A 22,905-nucleotide genomic window follows, 5' to 3' on the forward strand; every position below is an offset into this window, starting at 1 on the left:
GGACACCGACGTTGCGCACGTCCATCGCCACCGTCTCCCTCAGCGGATCCCTCACCGAGAAGCTCGACGCTGCCGCCCGGGCCGGGTTCGACGGGGTGGAGATCTTCGAGAACGACCTGCTGGCCAGCCCCCTCGCCCCCGAGGACATCCGGGCCCGCTGCGCCGACCTGGGCCTGGGGATCGACCTGTACCAGCCGATGCGGGACATCGAGGCCGTCCCCGAGCCCGAGTTCGCCCGGAACCTGCGGCGCGCGAGGCACAAGTTCGAGCTGATGCGCAGACTGGGCGCCGACACGGTCCTCGTCTGCTCCAGCGTCTCCCCGCACGCCGTGGACGACGACGCCCTCGCCGCCGAGCAGCTCAGCCGGCTCGCCGACGCGGCACGCGAGTCCGGGGTCCGGGTGGCCTACGAGGCGCTGGCGTGGGGCCGGCACGTCAGCACCTACGACCACGCCTGGCGCATCGTCGAGGCGGCCGGGCACCCCGCGCTCGGCACCTGCCTGGACAGCTTCCACATCCTCTCGCGCGGCTCGGACCCCCGGGGCATCGAGGACGTCCCCGGCGAGAAGATCTTCTTCCTCCAGCTCGCGGACGCCCCGCTGCTCGCCATGGACGTCCTGCAGTGGAGCCGCCACTACCGCTGCTTCCCCGGCCAGGGCGGCTTCGACGTCGCGGGCCTGGTGCGGCACGTACTCGCCACCGGGTACGACGGGCCGCTGTCGCTTGAGGTGTTCAACGACGTGTTCCGGCAGGCCGAGTCCGGCCCGACCGCCGTGGACGCCCGGCGCTCCCTGCTGCTCCTGCAGGAGGCGGTGGGGCGGGCGGCGCTGCCGGGCCCCGTCGTCCCGACCGGGGTCGCCTTCGCCGAGCTGGTCACCTCCGACGCCGAGCCCCTCACGGCCCTGCTGAAGGCCCTGGGCTTCACCCGTACCGCACGGCACCGCGGCAAGCCCGTCGCCCTGTGGGAGCAGGGGGACGCCCGGATCCTGGTCAACACCGGCCCGGCCGTCCGCCGGGACGGCGCCCAGCTCGCCGCGATCGGCCTGGAGTCGCCGGACCCGGCCGGGGCGGCCCGGCGCGCCGAGGCGCTGCTCGCGCCCGTGCTGCCGCGCCGCCGGGCGAGCGAGGACGCCGCGCTGGAGGCGGTCGCCGCCCCCGACGGCACGGAGCTGTTCTTCTGTCCCACCGGCCGCCCGGAACCCCCCGACTGGCGGGCCGACTTCGAGGACACCGGGGAGGCCGCCACCGGCCGGGGCATCAGGGCCGTCGACCACCTCGCCCTCACCCAGCCCTGGCACCAGTTCGACGAGGCGGCCCTCTTCCACCGCGGGGTGCTCGGCCTGGACGCGCAGGAGAGCGTGGACGTCGCCGACCCCTACGGGCTGCTGCGCAGCCGGGCGCTCACCAGTGCCGACGGCGGCGTCCGGATCGTCCTCACCGTCGGCGCCGCGCCCACGGACGACACCGTCCACGCCCAGCACATCGCCCTGGCCACCGACGACGTGGTCGCCGCGGCCCGGGCCTTCCGCGCGGCGGGCGGCGGCCTGCTGCCCGTCCCGGCCAACTACCACGACGACCTCGCCGCCCGCTTCGACTTCGCCGACGGCGAGCTGGAGACCTACCGGGACCTCGGCATCCTCTACGACCGCGACGCCCGGGGCGTCTTCCGCCACTGCTACACCCGCACGGTCGGCCGGGTCTTCTTCGAACTGGTCCAGCGCGACGGCGGCTACCGGGGCTACGGCGCGGCCAATGCGCCGGTGCGGCTGGCGGCGCAGCACGCGGTGCGCGGACTCACTGGCGGCTGACGGTCCGGGTGACGCCGGTGACGACCGTCGTGGCGAGGATCCAGCCGGTGAGGACCAGGGCGTAGGAGAGCCACTGGTACCAGCCGGTGGGCGCGAACGCGCCCTCCTGGCCGAAGGAGATCACCGGCAGCAGCAGATCGAGGGTGTAGAAGACGGGGTTGAACTCGGGGGCCTCGCCCGGCTTCAGCGGCTCGGGGTGGTGCAGGGCGTAGGCGAGGGAGCCCGTCAGCAGCAGCGACACCAGCCAGCCCGCCGCGCGCAGCGGGCGGAAGCCGTAGCCGACGGTGGCGTCCTGCACGCGGCCCCACAGCCTGCCGTACCAGGGCAGGGTGGCGCGCCGACGGCGCTGCTTGGCGAGCTGGACGAGGCGGGCGGCGTCGTCGTCGCCGATCCGGCGGTAGGCGGCGGTCAACTGCTCGTAGGCGTGCGGGACATAGCCCTCGCGGTCCCGTTCCAGCATCGTCAGGCGCCGCTCGGCGGGTTCGTGCGGGGTGAGGGAGGTGTAGACGAGGCTGTCGAGGAGGACCTCCCCGGGAACCTTGTCCGGGTCCAGGAACAGCACGTCCACGTGGGCGCGGCGCAGGTTGAGCGCGCCCGACACCGGCGGGCCGTTGCGCAGCCACAGCTCTCCGATCGTGCAACTGCTGGCTTGCAGCGCCGTGCCACCGGGATGGGCCAGGCGGGCGCGGGAGAAGTCCAGACGGCCCGCGACACGGGCGCCGCGCAGGCCGATCCAGCCGCGCACGTCCGCCTCGCGCAGCAGGACGTCGCCCTCCACGGTGAGGGTGACCGCGTCGAGCGCGGCCGTCTCCGGCCCGGCGTCCAGCCGCGCCCCGCTGAGGTCGATCGTGCCGGCGGTGGAGGCACCCGTCAGCCGGATCTCGCCGCGCGTGCGCAGCCCCGGCGCCGACAGGCCGTCGCCGACGGTGACGTGGTTGAGCTGGAGCGCGGGCTGCCCGGCCGGCGGTTCGCCGGCGTCGGCCCCGTCCAGGAACAGCGCTCCGGCTATCTGCGCCCCGGCGAGCCGGACGGGACCGGCGAAGCGGCAGCCCGACAGGCGCAGCAGGCCGTCCACGCGCAGGTTCTCGGCGCTCAGCCCGTGGCAGCACGGAGCCGCGCAGGTTGAGCTGCCGCAGCCGCGCCGCGTACAGCACGGGCGGGTGCTCGAAGAAGCAGCCGCTGAGGCGTACGGCGTGGTCGACGTCGGCGTACTGCAGGCGGAGCTCGCCGGTGATGCGCGCCCCCGCCAGCCGGAGGGCGGCCGTCTCGCCCTCCTCCTGCGGAGCGTTCAGCAGCAGGGCCCGCAGCACGGCGGCCCGTACGGTCCGTTCGGGTCCCCAGGCCGCGCCCCGCGCCGGGTCCTCGTCCGCCGGGTCGCGCCAGTCCACGTCCGCCCCGTGTGCGAAGGCCCGCCACACCCGCTGCTCGGCGGGGGTCATGCCGTCGATCTCCATCAGCGGGGACTCTGGCGCGCCCGGCCGGAGGCTGTCAACTCACCTCCGGCCGGGGCCGGTTACGCCCTGGTGTTCCACTCCGCGATGACCGGCCGGCCGTGTTCGGCCGACAGCCGGCAGAGGGTGCCCGTCTCCAGCCGGAACAACCGCCCCTCCGACGGCGGCAGGCCCAGCCGGCGGGCCGTCAGGACGCGGAGGAAGTGGCCGTGCGCCACCAGCAGCACGTCGCCCCCGGGCAGCGCCTCGGCCACCCGGGCCAGCACCCGGTCGGCGCGCTTGCCGACCTCCTCGGGGGACTCCCCGGGCCCGTCGGGCCCGGACGGGGCCCCGTCGCTCCACAGGTCCCAGTCGGGGCGGGTGCGGTGTATCTCGTCCGTGGTGACGCCCTCGTAGGCGCCGTAGTACCACTCGTGCAGGTCAGGGTCCTGCTCGGTGCCCGTCAGGCCCGCGAGCGCGGCGGTGCGCACCGCGCGGGCGAGGGGGCTGGTGAGGACGAGCGCGAAGGGACGGCCCGCCAGGAGCGGGGCCAGCGACCCGGCCTGCTCCTCACCGCGCGGGGTGAGGGGCAGGTCGGTGAAGCTGGTGTGCTGTCCGCTCCGGCTCCACTCCGTCTCGCCGTGGCGGACCAGCAGCAGATCACCCACGGTGCTACGCCTTCTTCGCGGACTCGACGGCGTGACCGCCGAACTGGTTGCGCAGCGCCGCGATCATCTTCATCTGCGGCGAGTCGTCCTGCCGGGAGGCGAACCGGGAGTACAGGGAGGCGGTGATGGCGGGCAGCGGCACGGAGTTGTCGATCGCCGCCTCCACCGTCCAGCGTCCCTCGCCGGAGTCCTGGGCGTAGCCGCGCAGGTTCTCCAGGTGCTCGTCCTGGTCGAGCGCGTTGACCGCGAGGTCGAGCAGCCAGGAGCGGATGACGGTGCCGTCCTGCCAGGAGCGGAACACCTCGCGGACGTTGTCCACGGAGTCCACGGCCTCCAGCAGTTCCCAGCCCTCGGCGTAGGCCTGCATCATGGCGTACTCGATGCCGTTGTGGACCATCTTGGCGAAGTGCCCGGCGCCCACCCGCCCGGCGTGGACGTAGCCGTACGGGCCCTCCGGCTTGAGCGCCTCGAAGATCGGCCGCAGCCGGTCGACGTACTCCTTCTCGCCGCCGACCATGAGGGCGTAGCCGTTCTTCAGGCCCCACACGCCGCCGGAGACGCCGGCGTCGACGAAGCCGATACCGCGCTTGCTCAGTTCCTCGGCGTGCTTCTCGTCGTCCGTCCAGCGGGAGTTGCCACCGTCGACCACCGTGTCGTACGGCTTGAGCAGGCCGGCGAGCTGGTCGATGACGTGCTGCGTGGGGGCGCCGGCCGGGACCATCACCCAGACCGTGCGGGGCGCCTCCAGCTGGTTGACGAGGTCGGCGAGGCTGGAGGCGTCCGACTTCTCGGGGTCGGTGTCGTAACCGATGACGGTGTGGCCGGCGTTGCGCAGGCGCTCGCGCATGTTGCCGCCCATCTTGCCGAGACCCACAAGTCCGATCTGCATGTCAGTTCACTTCCCGAAGGTTGCGGTAGGCGGCCACCAGGGCGGCCGTGGACGGGTCGAGACCGGGGACGTCCGCGCCCTCGGTCAGGGCGGGTTCGACGCGCTTGGCGAGGACCTTGCCGAGTTCGACGCCCCACTGGTCGAAGGAGTCGATGTTCCACACCGCGCCCTGGACGAACACCTTGTGCTCGTAGAGGGCGACGAGCTGGCCGAGGACCGACGGGGTCAGCTCGGTGGCCAGGATCGTGGTGGTGGGGTGGTTGCCCTGGAAGGTGCGGTGCGGCACCTGCTCCTCGGGCACGCCCTCCGCGCGCACCTCCTCGGCGGTCTTGCCGAAGGCGAGCGCCTGCCCCTGGGCGAACAGGTTCGCCATCAACAGGTCGTGCTGCGCCTTGAGTTCGTCGCTCAGCTCGGCGACCGGCCGGGCGAAGCCGATCAGGTCGGCCGGGATGAGCTTGGTGCCCTGGTGGATCAACTGGTAGTAGGCGTGCTGCCCGTTGGTGCCGGGCGTGCCCCAGACCACCGGCCCGGTCTGCCACTCCACCTCGCGCCCGTCCCGGCCGACGTACTTGCCGTTGGACTCCATGTCGAGCTGCTGGAGGTAGGCGGTGAACTTGGACAGGTAGTGGCTGTAGGGCAGGACGGCGTGCGACTGGGCGTCGTGGAAGTTGCCGTACCAGATGCCCAGCAGGCCCATGATGAGCGGGGCGTTGGCCTCGGCGGGGGCGTTGCGGAAGTGCTCGTCGACGATGCGGAAGCCGTCGAGCATCTCCCGGAAGCGGTCCGGGCCGATCGCGATCATCAGGGAGAGGCCGATCGCGGAGTCGTACGAGTAGCGGCCGCCGACCCAGTCCCAGAACTCGAACATGTTGTCGACGTCGATGCCGAACCCGGCGACCTTCTCCGCGTTGGTCGACAGCGCCACGAAGTGCCGGGCGACCGCCTTCTCGTCGCCCCCGAGTCCCGCCAGCAGCCAGGACCGCGCCGAGGTCGCGTTGGTGATCGTCTCGATCGTGGTGAAGGTCTTGGACGCGACGATGAACAGCGTCTCCGCCGGGTCCAGGTCGCGGACGGCCTCGTGCAGGTCGGAGCCGTCCACGTTCGACACGAAGCGGAACGTCAGCGAGCGGTCCGTGAAGGGCCGCAGCGCCTCGTAGGCCATCGCCGGTCCGAGGTCGGAGCCGCCGATGCCGATGTTGACGACGTTGCGGATGCGCTTGCCGGTGTGGCCGGTCCACTCGCCCGAGCGGACCCGGTCCGCGAAGGCGGCCATCTTGTCCAGCACGGCGTGCACGCCCGGCACGACGTTCTCCCCGTCGACCTCGATCACCGCCTCCCGCGGCGCCCGGAGCGCGGTGTGCAGCACGGCCCGGTCCTCGGTGGTGTTGATCTTCTCACCGCGGAACATGGCGTCCCGCAGCCCGAAGACGTCGGTGGCGGCGGCCAGTTCCTGGAGCAGGGCCAGCGTCTCGTCGGTGATCAGGTGCTTGGAGTAGTCGATGCGCAGGTCGCCGACGTGCACGACGTAGCGCTCGGCGCGGCCCGGGTCCGCCTCGAACAGCTGCCGCAGGTCCGGCTGCGGCAGGGCGTCGGCACGGTGGTCCTCCAGGGCGGTCCACTCGGGCCGGCGGGTGAGCCGGGGCGAGCCGGCGGGGGAGTCAGACATGAGCGGGGGTCTCCTCGGTTGCCTCGCCGTTCAGGGCGATGGCGTACATCTCGTCCGCGTCGAGGCGCCGCAGCTCCTCGGCGATGAGTTCGGAAGTGGCACGGACCTTCAGTGCCAGGGTCCGGGACGGCTGGCCCGGCAGGGTCAGCGTGGCCAGCGGCCCTTCGGGGCGGTCGATGACGATCTCGCCGTTCTCGGTGCCCAGCCGCACGGCCGTCACCACCGGCCCGGCGGTGACCACGCGGTCCACCCGGACGTGCAGCCGGGCCTCCAGCCAGCGGGCCAGCAGCTCGGCGGCCGGGTTCTCGGCCTCGGCCTCCACCGCCGCCGAGATCACCTGCACCCGGGCCTGGTCCAGGGCCGCCGCCAGCATCGAGCGCCAGGGCGTCAGCCGGGTCCAGGCCAGGTCGGTGTCGCCGGGCGCGTAGGAGCGGACCCGCCGCTGCAGGGTCCCGAGCGGGTCCTCGACGGCGTACAGGTCGGTGATCCGCCGCTGCGCCAGGGCGCCGAGCGGGTCCTTGGAGGGGACGTCCGGGGCGTCCACCGGCCACCACACCACCACCGGCGCGTCCGGCAGCAGCAGCGGCAGCACGACCGAGTCGGCGTGGTCGGACACCTCGCCGTAGGTCCGCAGGATCACCGTCTCGCCGGTGCCCGCGTCGGCGCCCACCCGGACCTCGGCGTCCAGCCGGGAGGACTGGCGGTCGCGCGGGGTGCGGGCGTGCCGCTTGATGACGACCAGGGTGCGTGAGGGGTGCTCGTGCGAGGCCTCCTCGGCCGCCTTGATCGCGTCGTAGGCGTTCTCCTCGTCCGTGACGATCACCATCGTCAGGACCATGCCCACGGCGGGGGTGCCGATGGCGCGGCGGCCCTGCACCAGCGCCTTGTTGATCTTGCTTGCCGTGGTGTCGGTCAGGTCGATCTTCATGGCCTGCGCCAGCTCCGTCCGTCTCGTGCGAGCATCTCGTCGGCTTCCGCGGGTCCCCAGCTGCCCGAGGCGTACTGCGCGGGCCGGCCGTTCGTGGCCCAGTACTGTTCGATCGGGTCGAGGATCTTCCAGGACTCTTCCACTTCCTGGTGGCGCGGGAACAGGTTGGCGTCGCCCAGGAGGACGTCCAGGATCAGCCGTTCGTACGCCTCGGGGCTCGATTCGGTGAACGACTCGCCGTAGGCGAAGTCCATCGTCACGTCCCGGATCTCCATCGACGTGCCCGGCACCTTGGAGCCGAAGCGGACCGTCATGCCCTCGTCCGGCTGGACGCGGATGACGATCGCGTTGGCGCCGAGCTCCTCGGTGGCGGTGGAGTCGAAGGGGGAGTGCGGGGCCCGCTGGAAGACCACCGCGATCTCCGTCACCCGGCGGCCGAGCCGCTTGCCGGTGCGCAGGTAGAACGGGACACCGGCCCAGCGCCGGTTGTCCACCTGCAGCCGGATCGCGGCGTAGGTGTCGGTCGTGGAGGACGGGTCGATGCCCTCCTCCTCCAGGTAGCCGCGCACCTTCGCGCCGCCCTGCCAGGCCGCCGCGTACTGCCCGCGCACGGTGCCCTGCCCCAGGTCCTGCGGCAGCCGCACGGCCTTGAGGACCTTCAGCTTCTCGGTCAGCAACGAGGGGGCGTCGAACGCGGCCGGCTCCTCCATCGCGGTGAGCGCCATCAGCTGCAGCAGGTGGTTCTGGATGACGTCACGGGCGGCGCCGATGCCGTCGTAGTAACCGGCCCGGCCGCCGATGCCGATGTCCTCGGCCATGGTGATCTGCACGTGGTCGACGAAGGACCGGTTCCAGATCGGTTCGAACATCTGGTTGGCGAAGCGCAGCGCCAGGAGGTTCTGGACCGTCTCCTTGCCCAGGTAGTGGTCGATGCGGAAGACCTGCTCCGGATCGAACACCTCGTGCACGATCCGGTTGAGCTCCTCGGCGGAGGCCAGGTCGTGCCCGAACGGCTTCTCGATGACCGCGCGGCGCCAGGAGCCCTCCGGGGCGTCGGCCAGCTTGTGCTTCTTCAGCTGCTGGACGACCTTGGGGAAGAACTTCGGCGGCACCGAGAGGTAGAAGGCGTAGTTGCCGCTGGTGCCCCGGGAGGCGTCCAGCTCCTCCACGGCGGAGCGCAGCTGCTTGAACGCCGTGTCGTCGTCGAAGTCGCCCGGGATGAACCGCATGCCCTCGGCGAGCTGCTGCCAGACCTCCTCGCGGAACGGGGTGCGGGCGTGCTCGCGCACCGCGTCGTGCACGACCTGCGCGAAGTCCTGGTCCTCCCAGTCCCGGCGGGCGAAGCCCACCAGGGAGAAGCCCGGCGGCAGCAGGCCGCGGTTGGCCAGGTCGTACACGGCCGGCATCAGCTTCTTGCGGGACAGGTCGCCGGTGACGCCGAAGATGACGAGCCCGGAGGGGCCCGCGATCCTGGGCAGGCGGCGGTCGCGCGCGTCGCGCAGCGGGTTGGTGAAGTCGGGGCCGGCCCCGTCCGTGCGCGGGGCGGCGGCTCCCACCGGGCCGGCGTCGCCGCTCTGCCCGTCTTCGGCCGCCTCCGTCGTGCCGCCGTCGCCGGTCCGCTCGCCCTCGGCCGTCCCGGCCGTGCCGTCGGCCCCGGTCTGCTCGACCCCGGCCGCCTCCTGGGCCGCCCGGGCCTCCTTGTCCTCCTTGGTCCCCTTCGTCTCCTGCTCGGCCGTCCGGTGGATGCCCTCGCTCATTCCGCGTCAACTCCCTCGCTGTTCAAGGACTTGGTGACCGCGTCCAGCAGGTCCTGCCAGGCCACCTCGAACTTGGCCACTCCCTCGTCCTCCAGTTGCCGCACCACCTCGTCGTACCCGATGCCGAGCCGTTCGACGGCCGCCAGGTCCGCCCGGGCCCGGTCGTAACCGCCGGTGACCGTGTCGCCCCGGACGTCGCCGTGGTCGGCGACGGCGTTCAGCGTGGCCTCCGGCATGGTGTTGACCGTGCCGGGGGCGACCAGTCCGTCCACGTACAGGGTGTCCTCGTAGGCGGGGTCCTTCACACCGGTGGAGGCCCAAAGGGGGCGCTGGCGGTTCGCCCCGGCCTCCTCCAGGGCCTGCCAGCGCGGCCCGGCGAAGGCCTGCTCGTACGCCTCGTAGGCGAGCCGCGCGTTGGCCAGGGCCGCCCGGCCCTTCAGGGCGAGGGCCTCGTCCGTGCCCAGCAGCGTCAGCCGCTTGTCGATCTCGGCGTCCACCCGGGAGACGAAGAACGACGCCACCGAGTGCACGGCCGACAGGTCCAGGCCCGCCGCCCTCGCCCGCTCCAGACCGGCGAGGTAGGCGTCCATCACCTCGCGGTGGCGCTCCAGGGAGAAGATCAGGGTCACGTTGACACTGATACCCGCGCCGACCACCTCGGTGATCGCGGGCAGCCCCGCCTTCGTCGCCGGGATCTTGATCATCACGTTGGGGCGGTCCACCAGCCAGGCCAGCTGCCGGGCCTCGGCGACGGTGGCCGCCGTGTCGTGGGCCAGCCGGGGGTCGACCTCGATGGAGACCCGGCCGTCCCGGCCGCCCGTCGCCTCGTACACCGGGCGCAGCACGTCGGCGGCGGCCCGGACGTCGGCGGTCGTCATCATCCGGACGGCCTCGTCGACGGTCACGCCCCGCACCGCCAGGTCGGCGAGCTGCTCCTCGTAGCCGTCGCCGGAACCGATGGCGGCCTGGAAGATCGACGGGTTCGTGGTGACGCCGACGACGCCCTTCGTCCGCACGAGCCGGGCCAGGTGGCCGGACTCGATCCGCCGGCGGGACAGGTCGTCCAGCCAGATCGACACGCCCGCCTCGGACAGGCGCTTGAGTGCTCCCGCGGTCGCGGTTGCTTCGGTCACAGTGATCATCTTCCTTCGGGCGGTCGGATCAACCGCGTGCGGCGGCCAGGGATTCCCGGGCGGCCGCGACGACGTTCTCGGGGGTGAAGCCGTACTCGGCGAACAGGGTCTTCGCGTCGGCGGAGGCGCCGAAGTGCTCCAGGGAGACGATGCGTCCCGCGTCCCCCACGAACCGGTGCCAGGTCAGGCCGATGCCGGCCTCGACCGCGACCCGGGCCTTCACGGACGGCGGGAGCACACTGTCGCGGTAGGCCCGCGGCTGCTGCTCGAACCACTCCACGGACGGCATCGACACCACCCGGGTGCCGATCCCCTCGGCCTGCAGCGCCTCGCGCGCGGCGACGGCGAGCTGCACCTCGGAACCGGTGGCCACGATCACCACCTCGGGCACCTCGGTGGAGGAGTCGGCGAGGACGTACCCGCCGCGCGCCGCGTCCGGGTTCGGCTCGTACGTGGGCACACCCTGACGGGTGAGCGCCAGACCGTGCGGGGCCGGGTCGGTGGTGTGCCGCCGCAGGATCTCGGCCCAGACGACCGCGGTCTCGTTGGCGTCGGCGGGCCGTACGACGTTCAGGCCGGGGATGGCCCGCAGCGCGGCCAGGTGCTCCACCGGCTGGTGGGTCGGGCCGTCCTCGCCCAGGCCGACCGAGTCGTGCGTCCACACGTACGTCACCGGCAGCTGCATCAGGGCCGACATGCGGACGGCGTTGCGCATGTAGTCGGAGAAGACCAGGAAGGTGCCGCCGTAGATCCGCGTGTTGCCGTGCAGGGCGATGCCGTTCATCTCGGCGGCCATGGAGAACTCGCGGATGCCGAAGTGCACGGTGCGGCCGTACGGGTCGGCCTGCGGCAGCGGGTTGCCCCGCGGCAGGAAGGACGACGTCTTGTCGATGGTGGTGTTGTTGGAACCGGCGAGGTCGGCGGAGCCGCCCCACAGCTCGGGCAGGACCGCGCCGAGCGCCTGGAGCACCTTGCCGGACGCCGCACGGGTCGCGACCGCCTTGCCCGGCTCGAACACCGGCAGGGCGTCCTCCCAGCCCTCGGGCAGGTCGCCCTTGCTGACGCGGTCGAAGGTCGCCGCCCGCTCGGGGTGCTCACCGCGCCAGGCGGCGATCCGCTTGTCCCAGGCGGCGTGCGCCTCGGCGCCCCGGTCCAGCGCCGTGCGGGTGTGGGCCAGCACCTCGTCGGCGACCTCGAAGGTCCGGTCCGGGTCGAAGCCGAGCAGGCGCTTGGTGGCGGCGACCTCCTCCTCGCCGAGCGCCGAGCCGTGCGAGGCCTCGGTGTTGCGGGCGTTCGGGGCGGGCCAGGCGATGATCGTGCGCATCGCGATGATCGAGGGGCGCGCGGTCTCGGCCTGCGCCGCCCGCAGCGCCGCGTGCAGTGCCCGCACGTCGACGTCGCCGTCCTCCTGCGGGGCGATGCGCTGCACGTGCCAGCCGTAGGCCTCGTAGCGCTTCAGCACGTCCTCGGAGAACGCGGTCGCGGTGTCGCCCTCGATGGAGATGTGGTTGTCGTCGTAGAGGAAGACCAGGTTGCCGAGCCGCTGGTGGCCGGCGAGCGAGGAGGCCTCGGCGGAGACGCCCTCCTGGAGGTCGCCGTCGGAGACGATCGCCCAGACGGTGTGGTCGAAGGGCGACTCCCCCTCGGGGGCGTCCGGGTCGAACAGGCCGCGCTCGTAGCGGGCGGCCATGGCCATGCCGACCGCGTTGGCGACGCCCTGGCCCAGCGGTCCGGTGGTGGTCTCCACCCCCGCGGTGTGGCCGTACTCGGGGTGCCCCGGCGTCTTCGAGCCGTGCGTGCGGAACGCCTTCAGGTCGTCCAGCGCCAGCTCGTAGCCCGCGAGGTACAGCTGCGTGTAGAGGGTCAGGGAGGTGTGCCCGGGGGAGAGGACGAAGCGGTCACGACCCGTCCACTCCGGGTCGGCCGGGTCGTGCCGCATCACCTTCTGAAAGAGCGTGTACGCGGCCGGAGCCAGGCTCATGGCGGTGCCGGGGTGCCCGTTGCCCACCCGCTGCACGGCATCGGCCGCCAGCAGACGGGCGGTGTCGACGGCACGCCGGTCGAGATCGGTCCATTCGAAGCTGTCCGCTGTCTGCGTGCTCATCTTCAAGAAGTCCTCGATAGGAGCGAAGTGGCTGGTCTGACACGTTCAAAATTAAAAGTCTGACTTTTTCCGTGGAAGGTCGCGGTGTGTCAGCCTGTGGTGAAAGTGGGACACCCGCGGGCGGCCGGGGTGGCACGGCACGGTGACGGGGCGGTACGAGACGGACATGGCGGACAGAAGCATCCACGGCGGCGACGGGATCAGAACGTTCCCCTTCCCGGTCGAGCTGAGCGTCGGCGGAGTCGGCATGCAGGTCGGCCCGATGGGCACCGGCCGCACCTGGCACGCCGACGCGCCGCTGGAGCGCGTGCACCGCATCGACTTCCACGTCGTGATGCTGTTCGGCGCGGGCCCGGTCCGGCACATGGTCGACTTCACCGAGTACGAGGCCGGCGCCGGGGACCTGCTGTGGATCCGCCCGGGGCAGGTCCACCGCTTCTCGCGCACCAGCGAGTACCGCGGAACGGTGCTCACCATGCAGCCGGGCTTCCTGCCCCGCTCGACGGTGGAGGCCACCGGCCTGTACCGCTACGACCTGCCGCCGCTGCTGCGCCCCGACGCCGCCCAGCTCGCCGGACTGCGCGCCGCGCTCGGCCAGTTGCGGCGCGAGTACGAGGACACCGCCACGCTGCCCCAGAGCCTGCACACCGCCGTCCTGCGCCACTCCCTGACGGCGTTCCTGCTGCGTCTGGCCCACCTGGCGGCCAGTGCGGCCGAGGCGCAGCGGCAGTGGACCGACTCCACGTTCACCCTCTTCCGGGACGCCGTGGAGCGGGACTTCGCCACCAACCACAGCGTCAGCGCCTATGCCGACGCGCTCGGTTACTCCCGCCGCACCCTGGTCCGCGCGGTCCGGGCCGCCACCGGCGAGACGCCCAAGTCCTTCATCGACAAGCGCGTGGTCCTGGAGGCCAAACGCCTCCTCGCCCACACCGACCTGCCGATCGGCCGGGTGGGGGTGGCGGTCGGCTTCCCGGACGCCGCCAACTTCTCCAAGTTCTTCCACCAGCACACGGACCGGACTCCGGCGGCGTTCCGCGCGGAGTTGCGCTGAGCACGCCCAAAAGGGGCTCCACGCGTGCGTGGAGCCCCTTCCCGGGTTCGGATCAGCGCCCGAAGGTGAACCAGTTGACGTTCACGAAGTCCGCGGGCTGTCCACTGGTGAAGGTCAGATAGACGTCGTGGGTGCCCGTCACGGAGCCGATGTCGGCGGGAACCGTCCGCCACGACTGCCAGCCGCCGGTGTTGCCCACCGCGAAACTCCCGATGGGCGCGTTGCTCCGGCTGTCCAGCCGTACTTCGACCAGCCCGCTGACGCCGGCGGCGGCGCCGCTCGCGACCCGGGCGCTGAACTGCCGGGCCGCCGTGGAACCGAAGTTCACGCCCTTGAACTGCAGCCAGTCGCCGTTGGCCAGCGCGCCGACGTTCTGGCCGCCGCCGGAGTCGGTGGTCGTCTCGGTCATGGTGCCGGACTGGCCGTCGAAGGACTCGGCCTGGATGGTGCCGTAGGCGTCGCGGTTGCCGGTGGGCGGAGGCGTGGTGCCCCCGCCACCCGAGGACAGCACCTGCACGTAGTCGACGAGCATCGCGTGGCCGGGCTGGGTGCCCGCGTCCGGGCCGCCGCCGAACGCGTCCGGGAAGCCGCCGCCCATCGCCACGTTGAGGATGATGAAGAAGCCGTGGTCGGTGGCGTTGCGCCAGGTCGTGGCGTCGACCTGGTTGGCGCGCACGGTGTGGAAGTTGACGCCGTCGAGGTAGAAGCGGATCTCCTCCACGCTCGTCGAACGGTCCCACTCCATCCGGTAGGTGTGGAAGCCCGCCTGGCAGGTGGTGCCCTGGCAGGTGGTCGAGGAGCCGATGCCGCTGGTCTCGTTGCAGGGGCCGCCCGGCGAGGTGCCGCAGTGCATCGTCGCGAACACCGTGTTCATGCCCTGGGTGTTCTCCATGATGTCCAGCTCGCCGACCGCCGGCCAGTTCCAGTAGTTGCCGCGGTACGGCGCGCCGAGCATCCAGAACGCGGGCCAGTAGCCCTTGGCGGCGGCCCCGGTGACGTTGGGCACCTGGATGCGCGACTCGACGCGGAGCTTGCCGCCGGCCGGGGGCTGGAAGTCGGTGCGGTTGGTCTCGACACGGCCGGAGGTCCAGTTCCCGGCGGCGTCGCGGCGGGGTGTGATGCGCAGGTTGCCGTTGCCGTCGAGGGAGACGTTGTCCGTGCTGCTCGTCATCGTCTCGATCTCGCCGGTGCCCCAGTTGGCGGGGCCTCCCGGGTAGCCCTTGCCGGTGGCGTACTGCCAGTTCGCGGTGTTGACGCCGCTGCCGGCGGGGCCGGTGAAGTCGTCGAGGAACACCTGCGTCCAGCCCGACGGGGGCGGCGGGGCCGCGGCGCCGGCCGGCGGGGTGGCGACCGCTGCGGCGGCCGCCACGAGGCCGAGCGTGCCGGCGACGGCGACGAACACCCGCCTGAGGGAGCGGGGTCTGCGGGGGGTGCTTGAGGTCTCGCTCATGTGGGGGCTCCTCGGGGAAGGGGGTGAGAGCGCTCTCAAAGTGCCGCCAATGTGCTCCGCCGCGTCGGGGCCGTCAAGGGATGAAGACGAGAAAACCAGGGCGCGGTCGCCGGGTGCAGAGCCTGAACGAAACGAACCGGGATCAGCCGGGCGCCTGCTCGCCACGCTGCGGTTCCGGAGCAGCCGACCAGCGCTTCACGTACCGGCCTACGGCGTCGTCCATGACCAGCACGAGGGCGACGACGATCGCGGGCGTCCAGTCGGGCAGTCCGCCGGCGGCCAGGACGATGACGAGGGGCATCCCGACGACCGTCATCAGCAGCCACCGCACCCCGTGCTGCCACCACCGGTGCGCCGCCAGCCACCGTGCCCACCGTCGTGCCCACCGCCGTGCCCCGTCCGACCGCGCCATCGCCGCTCTCCCCCCGTCGAGCACCTCGCCGGGTTCGACTCGCGCCGGGGCACGACGGTTGCCCCCGGGTTGTGAAACGGGCCCGGCGGGGCACTCGGGACGCACAACCCGGTCCAGGCAGCAGGAGGCACCCGTGGCCGTACGACATCACCTGATCCGAGTCCCGCCGAGCGCCGTGTGGGACGTCCTCGCCGACGGCAACCGCTACGGGGAGTGGGTGGTGGGCACCTCCGAGTCCCACCCGGTGCGCGGGCACTGGCCGCACAAGGACGCCGCGATCCGCTACCGGGTCCGGCTCGGTCCCGTGCATCTGGACAACGAGACGACCGTGCGCCACTGCGAGGTGGGCAGCCGGCTGGAGCTGGAGGCCAACGCCGGTGCGCTCGGTACCGCACGCATCGCGATCGAGCTGCGGCCCTGGGGCGAGCACTGCCTGGTCATCGTCGACGAGCATCCCCTGCGCGGGGCCGGTGGCCGGCTGCACAACGTCGGCTTCGAAGCGCTGATCCAGTTGCGCCACCGCGCCATGCTGGCCCGGCTGGCCCGCCTGTGCGAGGCCGAGGCCGGAGTGGGGACGGAGGGCGGCGGCCGCCGCGCCCTGGGCCAGGTGACCGTCGGCTCCGACCCGGACGGGGCCCGCCGTGCCTGACGCCGTGGTGATCGGCGCGGGACCCAACGGCCTGGTGGCCGCCAACCTCCTGGCGGACGCCGGGTGGGGTGTCGAGGTGCTGGAGGAGCAGCCCGAACCGGGTGGCGCGGTGCGCCACGACCGGGGCGTGGACCCCGCCTTCGTCAACGACCTGTTCAGCTCCTTCTATCCCCTCGCGGCCGCCTCGCCGGTCCTGGCCACCCTGCGTCTGCAGGACCACGGACTGCGCTGGAGCCACGCGCCCAGCGTGCTGGCGCACCCCCTCACCGACGGCAGCTGCGCCGTCCTGGACCGCGACATCGCGACCACCGCCGCCTCCCTCGACGCCTTCGACCCGGCCGACGGTGACGCCTGGCGGCGGCTGCACGACGTGTGGCAGGGCCTGCGCCCCGACCTCCTGGACGCCCTGTTCACCCCCTTCCCGCCGGTGCGCGCGACGGCCCGGCTGGCGCTGCGGCTGCGCGCGGCGGGCGGCCTGCGCATGGCCCGCTCCCTGGTGCTGCCGGTGCGCCGCCTGGGCGAGGAGGAGTTCCGCGGCCAGGGCGGCCGGCTGCTGCTGGCCGGCAACGCCCTGCACGCCGACCTCGCACCCGAGTCGGCGGGCAGCGGCGGCTTCGGCTGGCTGATGGCGATGCTGGGGCAGACGTACGGCTTCCCGGTCCCGGCGGGCGGCTCCGGCGCGCTGACCTCGGCCCTGGTGCGCCGTCTGGAGAGCCTCGGCGGGCGAGTGCGCTGCGGGCAGCGCGTCGAGCGGGTCGTGGTCCGCGGCGGGCGGGCCGTCGGGGTGCGCACGGCGGCCGGTGACGCAGTGCCCGCACGCCGCGCGGTGCTCGCGGACGTCTCGGTGCCCGCCCTGTACGGGCAGCTGGTCGAGCCCGAACACCTGCCCGCGCAGCTCCTGGACGACCTGCGGCGCTTCCAGTGGGACTTCGCCACCTTCAAGGTCGACTGGGCGCTCGACGGCCCGGTGCCCTGGCAGGCCGAGCAGGCGGCCGGAGCCGGGACCGTGCACCTGGCCGACGGCATGGACGAGCTCACCCGGTTCGCCGCCCAGATCGCCATGCGGCAGGTCCCGGACCGCCCGTTCGTGATCTTCGGCCAGATGACCACCTCCGACGCCACCCGCTCCCCGCGGGGCACCGAGTCGGCCTGGGCCTACACCCACATCCCGCACGAGATCCGCGCCGACGCGGGAGACGAGGGCATCACCGGCGACTGGTCAGCCAAGGACCAGGAGCTCTTCGCCGACCGGGTCGAGCGCCAGGTGGAACGGTTCGCGCCGGGCTTCCGCGAAAGGATCCGGGCCCGCCGGATCCTGGCGCCCCCGACGCTGGAGGCGATGGACGGCAATCTCGCGGGCGGCGCCATCAACGGCGGCACGACCGCGATGCACCAGCAGCTCGTCTTCCGCCCCCTGCCCGGCACCGGCCGCCCGGAGACCCCGCTGCCCGGCCTGTACCTCGCCTCCTCGGGAGCCCACCCGGGCGGCGGCGTGCACGGCGCTCCCGGAGCCAACGCCGCCCGGGCCGCGCTGCGCCGCAACCTGCCGCCCGGCCTCGCCGGGGCGCAACGGCTGCTGGCCCGCCGCGACCGCACCGGAACCAGGCGCCGAACCCCGTAGCCCCCAGCGGGCGGGAAGGAGGGCGGCCCATGCGCAGCAGTCCGCTCGCCGACCGCACGGTCGTCATCACCGGGGCCGCCCGCGGCGTGGGCGCCGCCCTGGCCCGCGCCACCGCCCGGCGCGGCGCCCGCGTGGCGCTCCTCGGGCACGAGAGGAGCTCCCTGGAATCGGTGGCCGCCTCCCTGCCGGGCCCGGCGCTGGCCGTGGAGGTGGACATCACCGACCTCTCCGCCCTGCGGGCGGCCGCCGGGACCGTGCGCGACGCCCTCGGCCGCCCCTCGGCGGTGGTGGCGAACGCCGGTATCGCCGAGGGCGGCGCGTTCCTGGACTCCGACCCGGACGTCTGGCGGCGCGTGATCGACGTCAACCTCACCGGCAGCGCCCACACGGCCCGGGCGTTCCTGCCGGACCTGTTGGACACCGCGGGCTACTTCCTCCAGGTCGCCTCCCTGGCGTCCATCGGCGCCGCCCCGCTGATGAGCGCCTACTGCGCCTCCAAGGCGGGCGTCGAGGCGTTCGCGCACGCCCTGCGGGCGGAGGTGGCGCACCGGGGCGTGGGCGTCGGCATCGCCTACATCAACTGGACCGACACCGACATGATCCGCGACGCCGACCGCCACGCCGTGCTGCGGGAGCTGCGCGCCCACATGCCCCCGCCCGCCCGCCGCGTGCACCCCGTGGACGAGGTCACCGCCCGCCTGGCCGAATGCCTGGAGCGCCGCCGCACGGCGGTGTACGTGCCCGCCTGGCTGCGGCTGGCCCAGCCGGTCCGCTCGGCCCTGCCGCCCGTGGTGCTGCGCGTGGCGCGGCGCGCGCTGCCCCGCCTGGAGGCCTCCGGTTCGCTCCGCGCCACCGGGCCGCTCGGCGCGGGCGGCAGGGCCGACAGCGCGGCGGCGCGGCCCCCGGCCTGACGCGGGCGGCCCCGTCCGGCGCGGATGACGGACACTGGTCGGCAGGGGAAGGGAGGCCGACCGTGCTGACCGCAGTCCGCGAACAACTGGGCCAGGCCCTGTTCCGCCGCGTCGCGGGACCCGGCGGGCCCGCGACACGTGCGCGCATCCACCACACGCCCGGGCCGCGCTGGTTCGGGCCCGACCGGCCGATCCGCACGGTCCACGGCGACGCCTCCATGTTCATCGGCGGCCTCGCCGCGCTGCTGCTGCAGTCGCTGCACCCCCTGGCGATGGCGGCGGTCGCCGGGCACTCCGGCTACCGCGGTGATCCGTGGGGCCGCCTGCAGCGCACCAGCACCTTCCTGGCCGTCACCACCTACGGCACGGACGAGGACGCCCGGCTGGCCGTCGACCGGGTCCGGGCCATCCACGCGCGCATCCGCGGCACGACGGCCGAGGGCGAGCCGTACCACGCGGCCGACCCGCACCTGCTGGCCTGGGTGCACGCCGCCGAGACGGACAGCTTCCTGCGCGCCCACGAGCGCTACGGGGCCCGTCCCCTGGACGCCGCGGGCTACGACGCCTACGTCGCCGACACCGCCCGCGTCGCCGCGGCCCTGGGCGCCGAGGACCCGCCGCGCAGCCGCCGCGAGCTGACCGAGCGGCTGACCGCCTACCGGCCCGAGCTGCGGGCCACGCCCGAGGCCCGCGCGGCCGCCCGCTTCCTGCTCTTCCAGCCGCCCCTGCCCCTGGCGGTGCGCCCCTTCTACGGCGGCCTGGCCGCCAACGCCGTCACCCTGCTGCCGCCCTGGGCACGCGGCATGCTGTGGCTGCCGCGGGTGCCGGTCGTGGAGTACCTCGCCGTCCGCCCCACCGGGCAGGCCCTGACGCGGACCATCCGCTGGGCGATGACCCCGGGCCGGGAGGCGTCAGGGCTGCCACCCCAGCGCGCGTGAGATGCCCCGCGCCGCCAGCCGCACCGCCGGGGCCAGGACCGGGACCTGGGCGTCCGCGTAGGGCACCACGACGGACACGGCGGCGGTGACCGAACCGTCCGCGCCGCGCACCGGCGCCGCCACCGACAGGGCGTCCTCCGTCACCTGCCGGTCGCTCACGGCGACACCCGACCGCCGCACCTCGGCCAGCGCCCGCCGCAGCCGTACCGGGTCGGTGATCGTGTACGGGGTGAAGGAGGCCAGCTCGCCCGCGCAGTACGCGTCCTGCAGCTCCGGGCCGCCGTGGGCCAGCAGGGCCAGTCCGACGCCGGTGGCGTGCAGGGGCCAGCGGGCGCCGACGCGGATGTGCACCCCGACCGCCGACCGCCCCGACAGCCACTCGGTGTAGACGACGTCCCGGCCGTCCCGCACGGCCAGCTGCACGTTCTCGTGCGTCGCCTCGTACAGGTCCTCCAGGTACGGCAGCGCGATCTGCCGCAGGGCGAGTCCGCGCGGGGCCAGAGCGGCGAGCTCCCACAGCCTGAGTCCCACGTGGTAGACGCCGGACTCGTCCCGCTCCAGGGCGCCCCACTCGGTGAGCGCCCCGACCAGCCGGTGCGTGGTGGTCAGGCTCAGTCCCGCCCGCCGGCTGATGTCCGTCAGGCACAGGGCCGGATGCTCGTGGTCGAAGGCCGCGAGCACGGACAGCAGCCGGCCGGAGGCGGTAGGGGCGGTCATGGCCGGGCGTCCCCCGGGTGGGACAGGTCGTAGGGACGGGGGTAGGCGGCCGGGCGGTAGGCCACGTAGCGGGGCGCGGACGCCGGATCCTGCTGCCTGGCGCGGGAGTTGAGGGCGCGCGGCGAGGCGTCCCAGCGGCCCGTGTCCAGGCGGTGCTCCAGGGTGCGCAGGGCGGCCAGCGTCTCGCCGGTGGTGAACGTGCAGTGGCCCGGGCCGTCGACGTACGCCTGCCGCAGCAGACCCGCGGAGCCCGCCGCGCCCGCCGCCCGCCGGTAGGCGCTCTCGGCGTGCACCGGAATCAGCGCGTCGCCGGTCGTGTGGAGGGTCAGCTGCGGGTCGGCGAGCCGGCCGGAGAGCACGCTGGTGTTCCGCATCCACCGCACGGCCGGCGGGTCGGCGGCGATCCGGGGCGCCCGGTCCAGGGCCGACAGGTCGGTGCGCAAGGACAGTCCCGCCTCCTTGTAGAGCTCGGTCACCTCTTTGTACAGCGGGGAGCGGGCCAGCAGGGCGGAGTAGTCGACGCCGGTGTTCCAGGACGGGTTGCCGCCCGCCCGGGCCTCGGCCTCCTGCCGCCAGGCGAACGCGGGCATCTGGAGCAGCCCCCGGACGGCGGCGTACTGGTTGGCCTGCTGCCCCTGCCAGTCGGTGGGGCCGGGCTCGATCTGCGCGGCGTCGTTGTAGCCCGGGATGCCGTGCAGGGCGGCGGCGAGGGCGATGCGGGCCCGGCCCTGCGGCGTCCGCTGGGCGGCCTCGGCCTTCGAGGTGAGCGACTTGGCCGCCGCGACTGCCTCGGCCTGGTCCGCGAACCCCGCGAGCCGGACGCCGGAGCCGGGGGCGAGCAGGGTGCGCAGCGCGAACACCGGGTCCAGAGTGCTGTTCCAGTTGGCGATTCCGCCCTGCAGCAGGCCGCACATCGACAACGACCCGTCGAACCGGCCGGCGTGCCGCTCGGCGAGCATGCCGGTGACGAAACCGCCGTACGAGGTGCCCCAGGCGAGGCTGCGGCGGGCCTTGCCGAACGTCGAGGTGAACAGGTCCAGGGTGGCGAGCTGGTCGGGCACGGCCTCGGTGACGGCCCAGCCGTTGGTCGCGTAGGACGAGCCGATCAGTGCGTATCCCTCGGCCAGCAGCCGGTCCCGGGCGGCCGGACCGGGCGTGTTCTGGGCCGGGTTGGGGGCGCCCGCCGGGGTGTACCCGTGGCTGTAGAGCAGCACCGTGCCGTTCCAGGACGCCGGTACGTCCATCACGTACGCGGCGCCGGAGGGCAGCCGGCCCTCCAGGTGGGTGGGGGTGGCGGCGGCCCGCGCGGGCAGGGCGGTGGCGGCCAGGGCCAGCGTGGCGGTCAGCAGGGCGAGGCGGATCCTCAACGGGGGGTCCCTTCCAGGGCGGGGGAGGTGGCGGGGGAGTCGAGGGCGTCGGTGTGGGTCTCGCGCAGCCGCCACACGGTGACCGCGGTGATCGCCGCGCCCGCGCACAGCAGCAGCGACACCGGTGTGCTGCCGCCGCCGAAGGAGGCGAGGAGGCTGCCCGCGATCAGCGGGGAGAACCCGGCGCCGATCAGGGTCGCCCCCTGGTAGCCGAGGGAGGCGCCGGTATAGCGCACGCGGGTGCCGAACATCTCGCTGAGCAGGGCGCCCAGCGGCCCGTACATCGTCGACTGGGCGACGCCGTGGCCGAGGGCCAGGGCGAGGATCAGCAGTCCGGGCGAGCCGGAGTCGACCAGGGCCAGCACCGGGAAGGCGAGCGCGGCCGAGGCGAGCGCACCGGTGAGGACGACGGGCCGGCGCCCGACCCGGTCCGACAGCGCGGACGCGGTGGGCAGCACCACGAGGGCCACGCAGGAGGCGACGGTCACCGCGGTCAGCACCTGCGGGCGGGTGTACCCCTGGTCGACGGCGTAGGAGATCATGAAGCTGGTCAGCAGCGACTGGGCGGTGAAGGCGCCGATGCCCACGCAGGCGGCCAGCAGCACGGGCTTGGGGCGGCGCAGCACCTCCAGGATCGGCGGCCCGGCCACCGGCTCCGCGCGCACCTGCGCGAACAGCGGGCTCTCGGCGACCCGCAGCCGGACGAACAGCCCGACGGCCAGCAGCACGATGCTCAGCAGGAACGGCACGCGCCAGCCCCAGGAGCGGAACTGCTCGTCCGGCAGGGCGGCGACGAGCGTGACCACACCGGCGGACAGCACGGAGCCGAGCGGGGCGCCCAGCTGCGTGAAGCTGGACCACAGGCCGCGCCGGGAGCCCTGCGTGTGCTCGGCGTGCTCGACGACCATCAGCATCGCGCCGCCCCACTCGCCGCCGATCGCGAGGCCCTGCACCACGCGCAGGGCGACCAGCAGCACCGGCGCCCAGACACCGATCGCGTCGTAGGTGGGCAGCAGGCCGATGAGGAAACTGCCCGCCCCCATCAGGACCATGGTCAGCAGCATCATCGACTTGCGGCCGAGCCGGTCGCCGAAGTGGCCGAAGACGATGCCGCCGAGGGGGCGGGCGAGGTAGCCCGCGGCGAAGGTGCCGAAGGCCGCGACGGTGCCGACCGCCGGGTCGGCCCGCGGGAAGAACAGGTCGCCGAAGACGAGGGCGGCGACCGTGCCGTAGACGAGGAAGTCGTAGAACTCGACGGTCGTGCCCAGCAGGCCGGACACGGCGACGCGGCGCAACTGCCGTGGATCGGGGGCGGGACGGGCGGCTGACGGGGATGACTGCACGGTGGGCTCCCTGGGGACGGGGCGCGGTTGGTCCGTGAAGTTATGCATCCCTGGTGCAGC

General features: G+C 73.6%; 18 protein-coding genes and 1 pseudogene. 6 read left to right on the forward strand and 13 right to left on the reverse strand.

What is annotated here, in order from left to right; genetic code table 11:
* The first annotated feature begins 11 nt into the window (after positions 1–11).
* Entirely contained in the window at positions 12–1,808 is a 1,797-nt protein-coding gene (locus ACPXCS_RS00520) for a bifunctional sugar phosphate isomerase/epimerase/4-hydroxyphenylpyruvate dioxygenase family protein (protein WP_425945870.1), read from the forward strand.
* Here the strand turns inward: ACPXCS_RS00520 and ACPXCS_RS00525 are convergent.
* The 8 genes and pseudogenes from ACPXCS_RS00525 to tkt all read right to left on the reverse strand — a co-directional run bounded on the left by ACPXCS_RS00525 (position 1,795) and on the right by tkt (position 12,383).
* Positions 1,795–3,262 (reverse strand): annotated as a pseudogene (locus ACPXCS_RS00525) (membrane-associated oxidoreductase). The gene ACPXCS_RS00520 and the pseudogene ACPXCS_RS00525 sit on opposite strands and share 14 nt — an antisense overlap.
* Before the next feature lie 59 nt (positions 3,263–3,321).
* The gene (locus ACPXCS_RS00530; RefSeq protein WP_425945871.1) at positions 3,322–3,906 is read right to left on the reverse strand and encodes a histidine phosphatase family protein; all 585 of its coding nucleotides are present in this window, start codon (positions 3,904–3,906) and stop codon (positions 3,322–3,324) included.
* Positions 3,907–3,910: 4 nt separating this feature from the next.
* On the reverse strand, positions 3,911–4,795 hold the full coding sequence (gene gnd / locus ACPXCS_RS00535) for a phosphogluconate dehydrogenase (NAD(+)-dependent, decarboxylating) (protein WP_425945872.1): 885 nt from the start codon (positions 4,793–4,795) through the stop codon (positions 3,911–3,913).
* A gap of 1 nt (position 4,796) precedes the next feature.
* On the reverse strand, positions 4,797–6,461 hold the full coding sequence (pgi, locus tag ACPXCS_RS00540; protein WP_425945873.1) for a glucose-6-phosphate isomerase: 1,665 nt from the start codon (positions 6,459–6,461) through the stop codon (positions 4,797–4,799).
* Positions 6,454–7,389 (reverse strand): glucose-6-phosphate dehydrogenase assembly protein OpcA, encoded by a 936-nt coding sequence (opcA, locus tag ACPXCS_RS00545; protein WP_425945874.1) that lies wholly within the window; start codon positions 7,387–7,389, stop codon positions 6,454–6,456. Before opcA ends, pgi begins: the two co-directional genes overlap by 8 nt.
* Positions 7,386–9,146 (reverse strand): glucose-6-phosphate dehydrogenase, encoded by a 1,761-nt coding sequence (zwf, locus tag ACPXCS_RS00550; RefSeq protein WP_425945875.1) that lies wholly within the window; start codon positions 9,144–9,146, stop codon positions 7,386–7,388. The genes opcA and zwf overlap by 4 nt, the downstream gene beginning before the upstream one ends.
* The gene (gene tal / locus ACPXCS_RS00555; protein ID WP_425945876.1) at positions 9,143–10,288 is read right to left on the reverse strand and encodes a transaldolase; all 1,146 of its coding nucleotides are present in this window, start codon (positions 10,286–10,288) and stop codon (positions 9,143–9,145) included. Before tal ends, zwf begins: the two co-directional genes overlap by 4 nt.
* Positions 10,289–10,307: 19 nt before the next feature.
* Positions 10,308–12,383 carry a transketolase gene (gene tkt, locus ACPXCS_RS00560; protein ID WP_425945877.1) on the reverse strand — a complete coding sequence of 692 codons (2,076 nt, stop codon included), beginning with the start codon at positions 12,381–12,383 and terminating at the stop codon, positions 10,308–10,310.
* Between the two features lie 166 nt (positions 12,384–12,549).
* On the opposite strand from tkt, the gene ACPXCS_RS00565 reads away from it, so the two are divergent.
* Complete coding sequence (locus tag ACPXCS_RS00565; RefSeq protein ID WP_425945878.1) at positions 12,550–13,437, forward strand: AraC family transcriptional regulator; 888 nt, start codon at positions 12,550–12,552, stop codon at positions 13,435–13,437.
* A gap of 52 nt (positions 13,438–13,489) precedes the next feature.
* On the opposite strand, the gene ACPXCS_RS00570 is transcribed toward ACPXCS_RS00565, so the two are convergent.
* Together ACPXCS_RS00570 and ACPXCS_RS00575 are read right to left on the reverse strand one after the other, a co-directional pair.
* A complete protein-coding gene (locus ACPXCS_RS00570) occupies positions 13,490–14,887 on the reverse strand; it encodes a glycoside hydrolase family 16 protein (RefSeq protein WP_425945879.1) in 1,398 nt (465 codons plus the stop codon).
* A gap of 142 nt (positions 14,888–15,029) precedes the next feature.
* Entirely contained in the window at positions 15,030–15,299 is a 270-nt protein-coding gene (locus ACPXCS_RS00575; RefSeq protein ID WP_425945880.1) for a hypothetical protein, read from the reverse strand.
* A 133-nt stretch (positions 15,300–15,432) separates the two neighbouring features.
* Here ACPXCS_RS00575 and ACPXCS_RS00580 point away from each other — a divergent pair, with 133 nt between their 5' ends.
* The 4 genes from ACPXCS_RS00580 (at position 15,433) to ACPXCS_RS00595 (ending at position 19,418) form a co-directional block, all read left to right on the forward strand.
* Positions 15,433–15,948, forward strand: coding sequence for an SRPBCC family protein (locus tag ACPXCS_RS00580; RefSeq protein ID WP_425945881.1), 516 nt, complete (start codon positions 15,433–15,435; stop codon positions 15,946–15,948).
* Positions 15,941–17,569, forward strand: a complete 1,629-nt coding sequence (locus ACPXCS_RS00585; protein ID WP_425945882.1) for a phytoene desaturase family protein — start codon at positions 15,941–15,943, stop codon at positions 17,567–17,569. The genes ACPXCS_RS00580 and ACPXCS_RS00585 overlap by 8 nt, the downstream gene beginning before the upstream one ends.
* 29 nt (positions 17,570–17,598) lie before the next feature.
* Positions 17,599–18,480, forward strand: coding sequence for an SDR family oxidoreductase (locus ACPXCS_RS00590; RefSeq protein ID WP_425945883.1), 882 nt, complete (start codon positions 17,599–17,601; stop codon positions 18,478–18,480).
* A 62-nt stretch (positions 18,481–18,542) separates the two neighbouring features.
* Positions 18,543–19,418: an oxygenase MpaB family protein gene (locus tag ACPXCS_RS00595; protein WP_425945884.1), complete on the forward strand. Its 876-nt coding sequence runs from the start codon at positions 18,543–18,545 to the stop codon at positions 19,416–19,418.
* Here the strand turns inward: ACPXCS_RS00595 and ACPXCS_RS00600 are convergent.
* The 3 genes from ACPXCS_RS00600 to ACPXCS_RS00610 are packed head-to-tail and all read right to left on the reverse strand — an operon-like array spanning position 19,392 to position 22,845.
* Complete coding sequence (locus ACPXCS_RS00600) at positions 19,392–20,135, reverse strand: IclR family transcriptional regulator (protein ID WP_425945885.1); 744 nt, start codon at positions 20,133–20,135, stop codon at positions 19,392–19,394. The genes ACPXCS_RS00595 and ACPXCS_RS00600 overlap by 27 nt on opposite strands.
* Positions 20,132–21,502, reverse strand: a complete 1,371-nt coding sequence (locus ACPXCS_RS00605; RefSeq protein ID WP_425945886.1) for an alpha/beta hydrolase family protein — start codon at positions 21,500–21,502, stop codon at positions 20,132–20,134. Before ACPXCS_RS00605 ends, ACPXCS_RS00600 begins: the two co-directional genes overlap by 4 nt.
* Positions 21,499–22,845 carry an MFS transporter gene (locus tag ACPXCS_RS00610; RefSeq protein ID WP_425945887.1) on the reverse strand — a complete coding sequence of 449 codons (1,347 nt, stop codon included), beginning with the start codon at positions 22,843–22,845 and terminating at the stop codon, positions 21,499–21,501. Before ACPXCS_RS00610 ends, ACPXCS_RS00605 begins: the two co-directional genes overlap by 4 nt.
* Between the last annotated feature and the right edge of the window lie 60 nt (positions 22,846–22,905).

This window comes from Streptomyces sp. DT190 (assembly GCF_049846985.1).
Taxonomy (GTDB): domain Bacteria; phylum Actinomycetota; class Actinomycetes; order Streptomycetales; family Streptomycetaceae; genus Streptomyces.

Coding starts and splice junctions, on each gene's coding strand:
- gnd (WP_425945872.1), bottom strand. CDS start 4,795: ATGCAGATCGGACTTGTGGGTCTCGGCAAGATGGGCGGCAACATGCGC.
- pgi (WP_425945873.1), bottom strand. CDS start 6,461: ATGTCTGACTCCCCCGCCGGCTCGCCCCGGCTCACCCGCCGGCCCGAG.
- opcA (WP_425945874.1), bottom strand. CDS start 7,389: ATGAAGATCGACCTGACCGACACCACGGCAAGCAAGATCAACAAGGCG.
- zwf (WP_425945875.1), bottom strand. CDS start 9,146: ATGAGCGAGGGCATCCACCGGACGGCCGAGCAGGAGACGAAGGGGACC.
- tal (WP_425945876.1), bottom strand. CDS start 10,288: ATGATCACTGTGACCGAAGCAACCGCGACCGCGGGAGCACTCAAGCGC.
- tkt (WP_425945877.1), bottom strand. CDS start 12,383: ATGAGCACGCAGACAGCGGACAGCTTCGAATGGACCGATCTCGACCGG.
- ACPXCS_RS00565 (WP_425945878.1), top strand. CDS start 12,550: ATGGCGGACAGAAGCATCCACGGCGGCGACGGGATCAGAACGTTCCCC.
- ACPXCS_RS00570 (WP_425945879.1), bottom strand. CDS start 14,887: ATGAGCGAGACCTCAAGCACCCCCCGCAGACCCCGCTCCCTCAGGCGG.
- ACPXCS_RS00575 (WP_425945880.1), bottom strand. CDS start 15,299: ATGGCGCGGTCGGACGGGGCACGGCGGTGGGCACGACGGTGGGCACGG.
- ACPXCS_RS00590 (WP_425945883.1), top strand. CDS start 17,599: ATGCGCAGCAGTCCGCTCGCCGACCGCACGGTCGTCATCACCGGGGCC.
- ACPXCS_RS00600 (WP_425945885.1), bottom strand. CDS start 20,135: ATGACCGCCCCTACCGCCTCCGGCCGGCTGCTGTCCGTGCTCGCGGCC.